The 13,905-nt window shown below is 29.4% G+C and carries 16 protein-coding genes; 2 read left to right on the forward strand and 14 right to left on the reverse strand.

The genetic code is table 11. The features are described 5' to 3' along the window. Window positions 1–171: 171 nt before the first annotated feature. From B3040_RS08795 to B3040_RS08835, 10 genes are all read right to left on the reverse strand, one after another. Window positions 172–1,065 (reverse strand): M15 family metallopeptidase, encoded by an 894-nt coding sequence (locus tag B3040_RS08795; protein WP_291572308.1) that lies wholly within the window; start codon window positions 1,063–1,065, stop codon window positions 172–174. A 288-nt stretch (window positions 1,066–1,353) separates the two neighbouring features. Continuing rightward, window positions 1,354–1,887: a GNAT family N-acetyltransferase gene (locus B3040_RS08800; RefSeq protein ID WP_291572310.1), complete on the reverse strand. Its 534-nt coding sequence runs from the start codon at window positions 1,885–1,887 to the stop codon at window positions 1,354–1,356. A 126-nt stretch (window positions 1,888–2,013) separates the two neighbouring features. Next, window positions 2,014–2,472 (reverse strand): GNAT family N-acetyltransferase, encoded by a 459-nt coding sequence (locus tag B3040_RS08805; RefSeq protein ID WP_291572312.1) that lies wholly within the window; start codon window positions 2,470–2,472, stop codon window positions 2,014–2,016. Beyond that, window positions 2,456–2,626 (reverse strand): hypothetical protein, encoded by a 171-nt coding sequence (locus B3040_RS08810; protein ID WP_291572314.1) that lies wholly within the window; start codon window positions 2,624–2,626, stop codon window positions 2,456–2,458. Before B3040_RS08810 ends, B3040_RS08805 begins: the two co-directional genes overlap by 17 nt. A gap of 664 nt (window positions 2,627–3,290) precedes the next feature. Beyond that, window positions 3,291–4,334 (reverse strand): hypothetical protein, encoded by a 1,044-nt coding sequence (locus tag B3040_RS08815; RefSeq protein WP_291572316.1) that lies wholly within the window; start codon window positions 4,332–4,334, stop codon window positions 3,291–3,293. Between the two features lie 347 nt (window positions 4,335–4,681). Beyond that, window positions 4,682–5,734 (reverse strand): alpha/beta hydrolase, encoded by a 1,053-nt coding sequence (locus B3040_RS08820; protein ID WP_291572318.1) that lies wholly within the window; start codon window positions 5,732–5,734, stop codon window positions 4,682–4,684. Next, on the reverse strand, window positions 5,715–5,852 hold the full coding sequence (locus B3040_RS08825) for a hypothetical protein (protein ID WP_291572320.1): 138 nt from the start codon (window positions 5,850–5,852) through the stop codon (window positions 5,715–5,717). Before B3040_RS08825 ends, B3040_RS08820 begins: the two co-directional genes overlap by 20 nt. A 128-nt stretch (window positions 5,853–5,980) precedes the next feature. Beyond that, window positions 5,981–6,226, reverse strand: coding sequence for a hypothetical protein (locus tag B3040_RS08830; RefSeq protein WP_291572322.1), 246 nt, complete (start codon window positions 6,224–6,226; stop codon window positions 5,981–5,983). A gap of 3 nt (window positions 6,227–6,229) precedes the next feature. After that, window positions 6,230–6,484, reverse strand: coding sequence for a DnaA N-terminal domain-containing protein (locus tag B3040_RS19535; protein WP_414632532.1), 255 nt, complete (start codon window positions 6,482–6,484; stop codon window positions 6,230–6,232). 96 nt (window positions 6,485–6,580) lie between these two features. Further along, window positions 6,581–6,877, reverse strand: coding sequence for a hypothetical protein (locus B3040_RS08835; protein WP_291572325.1), 297 nt, complete (start codon window positions 6,875–6,877; stop codon window positions 6,581–6,583). A gap of 97 nt (window positions 6,878–6,974) precedes the next feature. Between B3040_RS08835 and B3040_RS08840 the strand changes: the two genes are divergently transcribed. Together B3040_RS08840 and B3040_RS08845 are read left to right on the forward strand one after the other, a co-directional pair. Continuing rightward, window positions 6,975–7,148, forward strand: coding sequence for a hypothetical protein (locus B3040_RS08840; RefSeq protein ID WP_291572327.1), 174 nt, complete (start codon window positions 6,975–6,977; stop codon window positions 7,146–7,148). Between the two features lie 27 nt (window positions 7,149–7,175). Beyond that, the gene (locus B3040_RS08845; protein ID WP_291572329.1) at window positions 7,176–8,207 is read left to right on the forward strand and encodes a tyrosine-type recombinase/integrase; all 1,032 of its coding nucleotides are present in this window, start codon (window positions 7,176–7,178) and stop codon (window positions 8,205–8,207) included. 138 nt (window positions 8,208–8,345) lie between these two features. Here the strand turns inward: B3040_RS08845 and B3040_RS08850 are convergent, their stop codons facing one another. From B3040_RS08850 to B3040_RS08865, 4 genes are all read right to left on the reverse strand, one after another. Beyond that, entirely contained in the window at window positions 8,346–9,344 is a 999-nt protein-coding gene (locus B3040_RS08850; RefSeq protein WP_291572331.1) for a GGGtGRT protein, read from the reverse strand. A gap of 19 nt (window positions 9,345–9,363) precedes the next feature. After that, the gene (locus tag B3040_RS08855) at window positions 9,364–10,056 is read right to left on the reverse strand and encodes an iron-sulfur cluster assembly scaffold protein (RefSeq protein ID WP_291572333.1); all 693 of its coding nucleotides are present in this window, start codon (window positions 10,054–10,056) and stop codon (window positions 9,364–9,366) included. Between the two features lie 451 nt (window positions 10,057–10,507). Then, the gene (locus B3040_RS08860) at window positions 10,508–11,101 is read right to left on the reverse strand and encodes a hypothetical protein (RefSeq protein WP_291572335.1); all 594 of its coding nucleotides are present in this window, start codon (window positions 11,099–11,101) and stop codon (window positions 10,508–10,510) included. A gap of 707 nt (window positions 11,102–11,808) precedes the next feature. Continuing rightward, the gene (locus B3040_RS08865) at window positions 11,809–13,881 is read right to left on the reverse strand and encodes a tetratricopeptide repeat protein (RefSeq protein WP_291572336.1); all 2,073 of its coding nucleotides are present in this window, start codon (window positions 13,879–13,881) and stop codon (window positions 11,809–11,811) included. Window positions 13,882–13,905: the final 24 nt, after the last annotated feature.

Consider the following 13,905-nt stretch of genomic DNA (forward strand, 5'->3'; position numbering starts at 1 on the left):
TTCCTCCCTATATATTGAAATTAGTATATAGATTTTAATAAAATAGGTTAATTTGCTCATATCTGAAAGCTTAAAGTAAGTCAAATAAGAGTTATAGATAAAACATTCTATGTTTTTTAAAAATTACTTAAATTTAAAGCTTTTTAAAACTATTTTAATAGCTTCTTATTACTAGTTTAACTTATTATCAATTAAATTTATATATTCTTTAACCTGTTCATTCTCAGGAACACCAGAGTACCAGAGTGAACTCTCCTCAATAGGAGCAGAAAAATATCTGGCCTTTAATATCACTTCTGGTCTATATTCAAAGTGTAGTATATCAAAATGTCCCCATTTTCCTCCCCAAACAAAATTGTGGTTTTCAAAAATCTTCACTAATTCCTTTGGGTATGCCTGCATTCTTTTTTCTCCATTACTTCTAGTATTCCACTTCCAATAATCGTGAGGATGACTCTTTATGTCTATGGCTATAGCAAAGGCATGAGGGCTTAACCTCCCTGTACCTGACACATATCTAAAATTATAAGTTCCATTTATAGGATATACAAACCCACCAATTTTGCCATTGGTTTTTGAAGCTTCATTTACATCCTTTAAAACTGCCTTTAATGCTTCTGCCGCACCATTTTGTTTGTTAAATTGCCAACCATTGCAATTAGTTAAATTCCTTTCAATTGTCCCTTGATTACTACCATAGACTTCATAAAGCAAGTTATATATCCTTCCTCTTCCTGGATCAAAATTTACATCAGGTAACTTATCAATGCTATCTAGCGGATAAGGTTGCTCCAACATATCTTGAATATCTGGATTATTTAACTTTTCATCATGAGTTTTTTGTTTTTTATCATCGTATAATATTTTTTTACCAGACTTTAGAATTACATAAACATTTCCTTCAGCTGACTTTTCCACTCCAGTTACATGCTCCGGATAAGCAAGAAATAAACTTAATATATCTCTTTTCATTACAGTATTATAATCTTCCAAAGCTCTTACTTCCCTACAAGGAAAAACAGTGCATAGTAAATAGGATAAAGTAAAAATCAATAACTTTTTCATTTGAAACCCTACCTTTCTATTGATTTATTATTTTATTTTACCCTAATATATTGGATTTATTTTGCTGAATCTTTTATTTTTAAAATCAACTAAACTCAATTTATTTAGTTTCTTGACAAGTAAATCTTAATCAACCGAACCATCTTTTTTATTTAAAGAACCTGATTATTTTTTAAACTAACAATATAAAATTATGCGACATTTATTCTTTAAAATATAAATAAAAGAAAAGATTTTAGAATTTATGCCTTATCTAAAACCTTTTCTTAAGTAAGTTACTATAACAAATTACTTTTTCTTTTCCATAACTATAAATTTAAAATCCTCATCCTCTAGATATTCCCCACACTTATTAAAGTGAAGCTTACTAAATAAGTTAATTGCTGGTATATTATTTTCACCAGTTTCTATATAAATTCTTTCAATATCCATATGATTAAATATATAATCTATTACAGCCTTAACTGAAGCATAACCTATTCCCTTTTGCCAGTATCTTTTATCTCCAATTAAAACTCCCATCTCCCCTTGCTTTTTCTCTTTATCTATGCTGAAAAAGTTAACGAAACCAATAGAACGCCCTGCTGCATCTTCAATTATGAAGTACTTATATTTGCGCTTCTCTATAGGACTATTGATTATTTCATCCTCGAATCTTCTACAGTAATTTTCACATTCTTTCATTAATGATTTAGTATCCTTAGGCAATGGTTTTGGATCATGCTTATTTATTTCTTGGTCAATTGACCAAGAAAATAAAGTTATCACATCACTGTTTATAACATCCCTTATTATAATTTCATTATTCTTATAGTAAATCATTTAATCCCCCACCTCAACAAATTTAATTTATGCTTAATCTCTTCTATAATTTCCCATTGGCAAGCTATTAATTCTGACAAGATTTTCTTCACCATGTGTAAGATTAATATATTTCTAAGAAATTTATTAGTTATTCTCTAAGTTGTATTTCATAATTATTTCATCCTCATCCACTTCACCAGTATGATAAAAACCTATATTAAGATACAGATTTTTAGCTGCCTCATCCCCTTCAATATAACAAAGAACAATGGAAGTGTACCTATTTTTTCTCTTTATCAAATCTATCCATAGTTTCATAGCTGCTTTGCCATAACCCATTCTTTGATACTTTTCGGTAATCATAAATTGATCTAATACGCAAAATAATTTATTATCCTTTACATATTCACGTTCCATTAACAGCCCAATAGGTATGTCCTCATTGTAGATAGCATAAACTTGGCTACTGGAGTCTCTAAAAGCATATGCTTTTGCAAGAATTGTTATATTTGAAGCAACAAATTCTTTTTGTTTTTCTTTAACTTTTAACTTATTAAAAGTCCGCCAATTATCAGGAGTAATAATCTCAAAATGCACATCCACCTTTATCCCTCCATGACTTTATAGAGTAATTTAAAAAAGATATATTACTTTCTTCTGTTATACCAGCCTTATCAATCATAAATTTCACTATTTCAAAATCTGATTCTCTAACATGGTCATATATCTTGTAGATTTCATCATAATCATAAACCATAATACCACTCCAATATATAATGTTATGAAATACATTATTTTACTTTTATGGTATCATAATATAGTTTTCCAGTAAAGTAAAACGTAAACTTACTATTTTTTTCTATACTCTTCTATAGTGTTGTTTTATGAGGATTGAGTCAGGTAGGCTATTTAGTTTTCTATATAAAAATTAGATTAGATTCTATTTTTTATGGCCCTATTCTGAGGTGTAATGCAATTTATATAAAAAGCTGAGCAGTTAGTTAGGGGTTAAACCTTCACTGGCTGCTCAGCCTTTAACATACCTTTATTATCTTTTACACAAGTTTATTAACTGTGACCTGAGTTTATTGTTGTTGGATGGTTATTTTCCGTTATCTCATTGACTCTTCAATAGCAACTGGGTACAAGAATAATAATAAACAAAGAAAAATAGTGTTTTGGTAACCTCTTGTCTAAAATAAAATTATCTCTGAATGCTTATTGAAGTTACAATTATTTGCTTTTGACCAGATCTTTGGTATAAGCTGGAAATGATTTCTTCTTGCTATTTGCATTAGCAAGTGAAGAACATGGTATTCGCCATGTCTCACAAGCACCCCAGAGGTGCAAATTCTTCCATAAAAGTGCTAAAACTCAACATTTCTCATATGTAATATATTAACTTAGTTCATAATATAACTTTACTTTAATATAAAATCTACAGCTTGTACTAATTTATCATTTAAGTCATCGGGGTAACAATGACCTATTCCATCATTAATGTAATATTGGTACGGAATGCCAATATCCTTAAAGCCTTTCATCATCTCATCCACTTTTGGCACCGGCACATCCTTCTCGCCTTCCATAAACACACCTTTTACACCTCGATGTAACAGCTCTTCAATATTGTCTTTTGTAAATGAATTTGGTTTGGATGAGCATAGAGCAATAAATCCCTTTACTGGAACAGTATTAGTCATTGCAATATCTATAGCTGCTTTAGCTCCGCCTGAGAACCCCCCAATTATGATACCATTCTCATTAATTGAATACTCATTGCTTATAGCATCATAACATCTCTTAATCTCATCATATGCTGAATCATAACATTCACTAATTTCGTAACTACTTTGTGATATTGGACGTATCTGTTCTGAATCTGGCCAATTTTTCTGATCAGGACTATAAAAAACTGTTTTTGTCCATGAATAACCATTGTGGCTGATTAATTGACTTGATTGAATATAAACAACAATGAAGCCTTTATTTAATAGCTCTTCAGCTTTCCAAAACTCTTTGTGATATGCTATATTATCTCCATCACCATGTAAATTTATAAATAAAGGGTACCTTTTTCCTTTAGTATAGTTTTGAGGCAATAAAACCTCCCATTCTAGACTTAAATTTTCTTGTTGACGACTTCTTTGAAGATCATTTTTCTCTCTTAATTTTATGTAGTCCTTACTTTTAGTAAATGGATCAGAGAATCTACTCCAATATAAAGGACATACATAACCTCTGTCGACTAAGTATGTTAAATCTTTTAGACACTCATCATATAATTTTGATTTGCTATTAAGTTGAGCTTTATCTAGTATAATATTAAATAAATATTTTTCGAACTCTTCTTCTGGAAGACTTTTCATTCCATTTTTTAATAAAGTTAAAGCTTCCATATACTTTCCTTGAGAAAAAGGTACAGAGTATTCATTCTCTAATTCTTTAAAACTATTGTATTTCATATACAACCTCCCCACTATTATCGTAGTGTCAAAGCTTATGTTAAGAAACTTTGGAAAAGCCCTTTATTTTTTATATTCTAACTATGCTAAACTTGAACCCCATTGTTTTAAAAGGTATATTTAAATTTGTGAATAAAAAATTACCAATTGCGACGTAAAAATACCGTAAAATCCATTTTGAACTGCCCCCTGTCAAGTAGACAGATTAAAAAATAAAAATCTGTCGCTGTAAAGGGGAGCATATCATTTCTGAATAATATGGTATTTTAGTAAAATATTCGTTTTTTATTATTACTTCATAATATTAAGAAAATTGTTCATCAAACTACTCAATAAGTTAGAGTTTATTATTTTGTACATTTGTTTATAAAATATATAATTTTATCTAAACATTCTTTAGAATACTTTTTTGTTTTCCATTCTGACAAAAATCCATGTGATAAAGTTTCATAACTTTTATCTTTAAAATAAAATTCATTATAGACATTATTTTCCCTTAACTTCTCTGACATAATTTCCATATCATCTGGATATCCCATTTCATTACCTGCTGTAAGAAAAGAATTTGGATAATTAGCATTTATATGTGAAATAGGATTGTATAGACTTGTTATTTTACTTTTTTTCTTGATGTTCTTGATATTTAAATAATTTTTAATAATGGTTGAAGTATATAAATCAAATTTTTCGGTAACTATTGGAGCATCATCAATTATAAGCCCTTTTATATTTTCTCTTGGAATATTAGGATATATATTTAATGATTCTTGATATTCTTCATTAGATATAAGTGCTCCATACTGACTTGTTAAAATTGCACCTGCTGATGAACCTGCAATAATAACATTATCCATATTTAAATTATACTCAGTAGCATGTTCATATAAAAAATTAATTGCTTGGTTCATTTGAATTAGTGGTACAGGAAAATGATACTCTGGTACTAACGCATAATCAATGTTAACAAAATTAAATCCTTCCAATGCTATATATTCATATAATCCTGCCATATCACCTGGCGCAGCTAAAGGGTCTTCCAAGGTTTTTGAACCTCCGAAATATCCTCCACCATGAAAGTAAATAACAGTCGGTCTATCAATATTTCTATCTTCAGAACCATATGTTATATCTAAATAACTGTTTGGATATTCTTCGGAGTATTCTATTTCTGTAACATAGTAAACCCCATTTTCTTTTATTACTTCTTTAGCAATAGTTCTAGGTTCATAAGAATTAATATTGCCATCTGAATACACAGCTTTTTGAACTAATCCAATAGCTCCTTGCGGATAAAAATATATCCACAAATAAATTCCTAAAATAATTAACGAAATAATTCCAAATATTACCCCAAGAAATTTAAAGACCTTATGTTTACTTTTAATTTTTACTTTTCCCACTTAATGACTCCTTTGCATCTACGCCAATTTCTATTAATTCATTATCAAAAGTATCTTTATTTCGCATTAAATTACAACTATGAATTAACTCATAAGAAAAGTGTATCATACTAACCATTATATTGCATTAATTTCCAATATGCTTCCGCTAACTTTTATTTTTAATACCGTATTAATCCGTTTTCAAAGGACATTATTCGTATTATCGATTTTTATAGTTATGTCGCTTAATTATCAAACTCCGTACTATTTACTTTTCAAAAATACCAGTTGTGATGGATAATCAATAGCTTTCTTATTAACTGTGTTAAATTCCTCAATAATCTCTTTCTCACTGCTAGTAATGTTATTACTTATCTCAATACCAGTGTTTTGAATTAGGGCTATATTAAAGCCTAAATCCTCAATTTTTTTATTCATCTTTGTTTCTTTAACCATATACATTGCTCCAATTGTTAGAGCTATGTTTGCAATTATTAAAGCTGTTAACATAATCTATCCCTCCTCAATTATTTCTTTTCCGGTTAAAACTTTTAGTAGGTCCATATGTTTATTTTCTATTGCATCCTTAGTAAATTTATTAGGTGATTTTAACTTAACCTGTTTTTCATTAGTTTCTATATCACAACAACTAAACCAAGTTTGATATGCTATCTCTCCCCGCTGATTAAAATAATACTTTCTATTCTTGTAGGGTTGGATGTAAGATATGGAGATTGAGGTGGTACTTCTTCCCCTTATTTCCTTTATTTATCATTATTGTTTGTGTCCCCTTGGTTGAGACTTTGTTGTCCCTTCGATTGTCATTTTCATCGGTGGGAAATTCTTGAAAGTCGTTGTAATTACTTATTTTGATGATTGTCCCCTTTTTGATTTTTCTATTAAAATCATGTTATCTTTTTGTAATAATTCTAGGAACCTTCTTACTGTTTTTCGCTCAACTTTCCAACGTTCAGATAATTTAACCTCAGAGGTGTGAAAACTCCCTCTTTCTATAGTTAAAAGGCTATTTCCTAGCAGAATCTTTTTATCTTGATGGTTAGCCTGGAGAAGGATATCTAACCACCATTTTAACATTTGAGCATCTTCCCAAATCCAATTCTTTCTTATGCTCCTATGAAGTTTTATCCATCCTTCTGTCATAACTTTCACCTACTCTAAGTTAATTTCTAAATCATTACTAGCTGGAATAATTAGAATTATATTAGAACAGTTTGATGGTAATGTTAATAGCTTCATAATGGAGAAAAACGACCATAAACTTATTGTATTAAATTCATGCCATACTTTTGAGAAACAGAGAGAAGATGTTTTACATGAGATAAAACACTTAGAGGATTTACTAACTGAAAAGGATATTGAAGCCTGCGAATATGAAGCAATTCAGTACAGTAAATTAAGATTACCATTTTAGAACATTACAAAATAGAGGGTGATAAATATGAAAAATCCAAATGGGTTTGGTTCAGTTCATAAGCTAAGTGGTAACAGGAGAAATCCTTGGAGAGCTAGAAAAACTTCTGGGTGGGACGAAAATGGAAAACAATTATATGAAACTATAGGCTATTTCAAAACTCGACAACTAGCATTGCAAGCTCTAGCAAAATACAATGAAGATCCATACGACTTAAAAACTAATACTATTACGTTTGCTGGAGTTTATGAGAAATGGAGCGAAGAGCATTTTCAGAACATAGTTCCTTCTGCAGTGAGAACTTGGAAATCAGCTTATAATTATTCTAAGCCACTATATAATATGAGATTTAAGGATATAAAAGTTGCTAACCTTGAAGAAACAATAAAAAATGCTGATGTAGGTGACACTACGAAAGCAAGAATGAAATCTATGTTTAATTTAATATATAAGTATGCTCTAAAGCATGAAATTTGCGATAAGGATTATGCTGCTCTGTGCAATTCTGTAAAAAAAGGTAAACCCCAGATTGAAAGAATACCATTTACCAATGAAGAGATTAAAATACTTTGGGATAATATAGATTTTCCTTTTGTAAGTATGATTTTAATAGGAATTTACTCTGGATGGAGACCTCAAGAACTTGCTATCTTAAAAACCAATGATATAGATCTAAAGAATAGGACTATGCTTGGGGGTTTAAAAACTGATGCAGGGAAAAATAGAATAGTTCCTATACACTCTAAAATACTTCCATTGGTTAAAAATTATTATGATGAAAATAATGAACATTTATTTAATGACTTTACAGGCCAACAAGGGCTTTCTATGACTTATGATAAATATAGAGCAAGATTTAAAAAAGTTATGGAAAGACTCAAAATGAACCATAAACCTCATGATACTAGACATACTTTTATAAGTTTAGCTAAAGAAAATAGGATGGATGAATATATTATCAAGTTAATTGTAGGTCATTCAATTCAAGATATAACTGAGAAGGTTTATACCCATAGAACAGTAGAGCAGCTAAAAGAAGAAATTGAAAAAATTCAATAATTTTTTTCTTAAATTTGTGTATTACCTCTGTGTATTACGCGTGTATTACTTATGTATTATCGGTAAATTCTTATATGTTTTTATAGAGTTTTAAAAAGGAAAAACCTCTGATTTTCAGAGGTTTTTAGCTATTTTCGGTTATCTCATTGCTTCTTCAATTGCAACAGCTACAGCAACGGATGCTCCTACCATTGGGTTGTTACCCATTCCAATAAGTCCCATCATTTCTACGTGAGCTGGTACAGAAGATGAACCTGCAAATTGTGCATCAGAGTGCATTCTTCCCATTGTATCAGTCATACCATAAGAAGCAGGACCTGCTGCCATGTTATCTGGGTGAAGTGTTCTTCCAGTACCACCACCAGATGCTACAGAGAAGTATTTTTTACCCATTTCAATACATTCTTTTTTGTACGTTCCTGCTACTGGATGTTGGAATCTTGTTGGGTTAGTTGAGTTTCCAGTTATGGATACATCAACGCCTTCATGATGCATTATAGCAACCCCTTCTCTAACATCATCAGCACCAAAGCATCTTACTTTTGCTCTTTCGCCTTTTGAATAAGCAGTTTCTTTAACTATTTCTAAGTTTCCAGTGTAATAATCAAATTTAGTTTGTACATATGTGAAACCATTAATTCTTGAGATAATCATTGCAGCATCTTTTCCAAGACCGTTTAATATTACTCTTAAAGGCTCTTTTCTTACTTTGTTAGCTGATTTTGCAAGACCTATAGCACCTTCTGCAGCTGCAAAAGATTCGTGTCCTGCTAAGAATGCAAAGCATTTAGTTTCTTCCTTAAGAAGCATTGCTGCAAGTCTTCCATGTCCTATTCCAACTTTTCTATCATCTGCAACAGAACCTGGAATGCAGAATGCTTGTATTCCTTCTCCTAAAACTTCAGCAGCTTCAGCAGCGCTTGTACATCCTTTTTTAATAGCTATTGCAGCGCCAACTATGTATGCCCAGCAAGCATTTTCAAATGCAATAGGTTGAATTTCTTTTACTATATTATAAACATCTATGCCTTTTTCATCACAAATTGCTTTTGCCTCTTCTAAAGATTCTATTCCATACTGATTAAGTACTGGTAGAATTTGATTTATTCTTCTTTCAAAACTTTCAAATAATGCCATGTTTAGCTTCCTCCATTTCCTATTCGTGTCTTGGATCTATTACTTTATGTGCTTCAGAAAATCTTCCGTAACTTCCAGTTGCTTTTTTCATTGCTTCATTTGCATCCATTCCCTTTTTAATCATATCCATCATTTTTCCAAGGTGAATGAATTCATATCCAATTACTTGATCATCTTCATCAAGAGCTACTTTATTAACATAACCCTCAGCCATTTCTAAGTATCTAGTTCCCTTATCCTTAGTTCCAAACATTGTTCCAACTTGGCTTCTTAATCCTTTACCTAAGTCTTCTAAGGAAGCTCCAATAGGTAGTCCACCTTCTGAGAAAGCAGTTTGAGTTCTTCCATAAACTATTTGTAAGAATAATTCTCTCATTGCAGTATTTATAGCATCACAAACTAAGTCTGTGTTAAGTGCTTCAAGTATTGTTTTTCCTGGTAATATTTCAGACGCCATAGCAGCTGAGTGAGTCATACCAGAACATCCTAATGTTTCAACTAATGCTTCTTCAATAATTCCATCTTTTACATTTAAAGTTAGTTTGCAAGCTCCTTGTTGTGGTGCACACCAACCTACTCCATGGGTTAATCCTGAGATATCTTTAACTTCTTTAGCTTGTACCCATTTTCCTTCTTGTGGTATTGGTGCTGCTCCATGGTTAGGTCCTTTTGCAACACATACCATTTGTTGAACTTCATGTGAATAAATCATAATTAGTCTCCTTCCTCTTACCAAAATACTCATACATAAATCTATAGGATATATTTAATATCCTATAAAGCTTATGATATTTAACACCACTATATGGGACTAAAATTATCCCACAGTGGGTAAATTTAGCAAATCGACTCACTCATTTTACCAAATATATTTGGTTTTAACAATAGCTACACATAAATTTTATATAGGGTTCATGTTATTGTACTGAGTTTATGTAATAATGATTATATAAATTTAAATGTTAAATAGCTATGCTAAGTTATTTACATGAGAAAAGTTATTAATTTAAACAAAAAACACTTCTTAGTCCTCACATAAAGTAAAGGTCTAAGAAGTATTTTATAGGATTAAACTTTGAGCTTTTTAATTATTTTGTAATCATAATTCTATATATTTAAACCTAAAGAATAAGATTTATACACTAATTGCATTAATAGACACTTTATATATCTCCACTGATTATAGAATAATACATATTCCACTTTTCTTTACTTCCACCAACTTCAATTACTCTCCCCTTTTGATCTAGGTAAGTTGGTGTGATCTCACTTAATTTTTCTGGATTAACTTTGTTTAAATAATTATACATCTTCTTTACATCTCTTATAACTTTTTTGGATAAATACTCTAAAGCCCTAAATACAGCACTTTCATAAGAATAGCTTTCCTCTTGACTTACTAGACTTAAAATAGTGTCAACGGCATTAAAGAATCTATCCTCATCTTTAATTGCCCAACTTTCAAAATTTGCTATATAGCAATCATAAAGTATAGCAGCAAAAAGTTGGTTATGATGATTAAAGGTTTTATCATTTTCATATAATTCTCTATGCATATAAAAGTCTTTGCATATACTTAGTGCCCTTTCATTTTTATTGCACATTCTTAAGCATATAATATAGTTAATATAATCATCTCTAGTAAATTCATCCGTTTCTTTGTCATAAATAATATTGTAAATTTTTAAGGCTTCTTCGTACTGTAAACACTCTAATAAATCCTTAGCGTCACATTTCATTGCACTAATAGTTTTCATTATTCCACCCCTATATATTTATTTTCAATATTGCAATTTACAAATTATGTTTATTCATATAATATTATATGCTACTTTCTACATCCTTGTATACCAACAATTAAAGAATTTTATAATTATTTTCTTGCAATTTAATATTTTTAACTTTCATTAGTTGTTATATTAACAACAAGATTAATGCAATACTGTATTATAATAACAAAATCTGCACTATAACAGAATTCTTTTTTCTTTAGACTTGTAATTATAATTTTGTAATATCAGTGTCCTATTAGGTAACATTCTTTTGTTAGAATTAAAACACAAGCTTCAAAATATAAAACAGTAGTTTGTTTTAAAGTTAAAACCTTATATTGGTTAACTGATATTCCTTCATATAGATAAAAAAATATCAATATTAGTTAACTATCTATAACACCTATTGCTTCAATTTTATATGAACCTTTATTTTAAATATGGAATATTTTGGTTTAAAAACCTTAAAACAATTTAATATTTTATTTAGAATTAAATTGAATGAAATTGTATTTTTATATCATGAAAACTTTTTTTGTATTGTCTCAATTACCGTTCATCCTAGACTTTATTTTGCTATATAAAATAAAAAATACATCTATAAGTTAAAATGAATTAAACTTATAGATGTACTAAAAATTTTGTCCCTATGCAAAGTGGTTGAATTTAAGGGAGAAGTTCTTGTACTTTTACTAAATTTTACATCTTGTAACTTCTTCCTTTAAAGCATAAGCTTCATCATAATGATCATCAATATTTAATGCCTCATCGCAAGCTTTTATAGCCTCATCATATTCTCTGTTTTTATAATGTATTTTAGCTTTTAATAAAAAGAATCTTTCATCATCCCCAATTTCAATGGCATTATTAATAAAGATTATCGCCTTTTTATAGTTAAAATCGCTAACTGTATAGAAATAAAATGCCATAAGGTAATAAATTTTATCTTGTCTTGAATAAAGATTGAACATTCCCATAAGAAAATTTAATATATCTTTCTTTGGTAAAAAAGTCTTTCGCACTTTACCCATTTTAGGGTTTTTATAGGATAGCTTTAACAAAGCATCAATAGCTTCAGTATATTTATGGCTCCTTATTAAGATAAATATCTTATTTAAATTAATATAGAATTCTTCATCATCTAAAGCTAATGCGTTATCAATATAGGTAAGTGCTTTATCATATTCTCCAATTTCAAAGTGAGTTCTTGAAAGTAAGTTAAAGTATTTAGGATTAGTGTTATTTAAGCTAATAGCCTTATTTAAATTATAAATAACTTCAGAATAAGTATAACAGTCAAGCTCATGAACCATCCTTGCTTCTTTAGTTGTGGAGTCTGAACTATTTAAGATTCTTAGCACAAGAACTATAGCTCTACCTTTCCTATAATATCCATGTGCACAGCCATCATTAAAGCCTATTAGCTTATCATATATTTTAACTGCTTTATTATAATTTTCTATTATATTGTAGATTGTTTGGTTTTGAGAAATTTCTTCATATTCTTCTCCAAATATTAAACAGACCTGTTCAGTTCTTAATAGCCAGTACTCCCTGTCTAAATTCATATTTAATGCTCTGTCACATTGTTCAAGGATTATATTACACTTATCATCTAGAGATAGTGTTTCTTCCTGTAACACTTCTTCTACTTTATACTGAAGAAAACTGGAAAACTCTTTTTTATAGGTTTTATAAATTTCCATCTCCTTATGACCAAGATTCTCTAGGCCATTTAGAATACACTGGTAAGCCTCAACTTTTATTGAAGTTTTAGCTTTATTATCATCAATAATGCTCCTTAAAACGGTTAAACCCTCATTATACTTTGCTATCTTTATTAAGATGTAGCCCTTATGGAATAAATAGTTATAGTAATCCTTATTATTTATATTTATAACTTGATTCAAAACCTGTAGTAAAAGTTCATCATTTTCTTGTAATGATGTTCTACTAACAACTTCATCAACTAGTTCCTTAATTTTATTATCAATATAACCCTTGTTAATATATGTTAATTCTTCGTATTCAGAGATTCTCTCTATTTTATATAAGACTTTATAAATGTCAATAACTTGAATAAAATATCCGCAATCCAGCAATACTTGTTTGCCAAGTTCCAGTAAATCTAAATAGTTAATGTTAATTTCAAAATTTGAACTATGGTATTGGTCATTTTCCTCTTCTTTTATAATAATATCCAGAAGTTTATTATAGGAATTACATAATTCTTCACATTTTTTTTCTGCTATAAACTTTATAATTTTCTTTTGAAGTTTTTCTTTTAATAGCTTTCCAACTCTTAATAGATTTTCACCAAATATCTCCAAATCACCATAACTCTTGTTATTATATATTAGAAACTTTAATCCCTCATAGTAAGTATTAAAAGCCTCTTCATGATTCTTTAGTCTTTCCAAAATTTTTGCTTTATGGTTGTATAGAAATTCATCCTTAGATAAATCAATAGATAGATTCACATAGTACAAAGCATTTTTAAAATCTCCAACTTCATAGTATGCAAAAGATAATAGATCATAAGCCTCATCACTTTCTTTTGATTGAAGAGATTTTCTTAAACATTCGATAGCTGCATCTAGCTTATGGAGTTTAAGGTACATTTTTCCCTTTAAAATAATAGTGTCATAGTTACTTTGAAGTTCCTCATTTTCAGTAAGCTTATTAATTATATTTTCAGCTTCTTCATTACTTATATTCTTATAACTATCATATTTTTCTTCTATATTAAACTTATTGTAATCCATAATTATCTCCTTTAATCAACTGAT

This window comes from Clostridium sp. UBA4548 (assembly GCF_002387895.1).
GTDB lineage: Bacteria > Bacillota > Clostridia > Clostridiales > Clostridiaceae > Clostridium_J.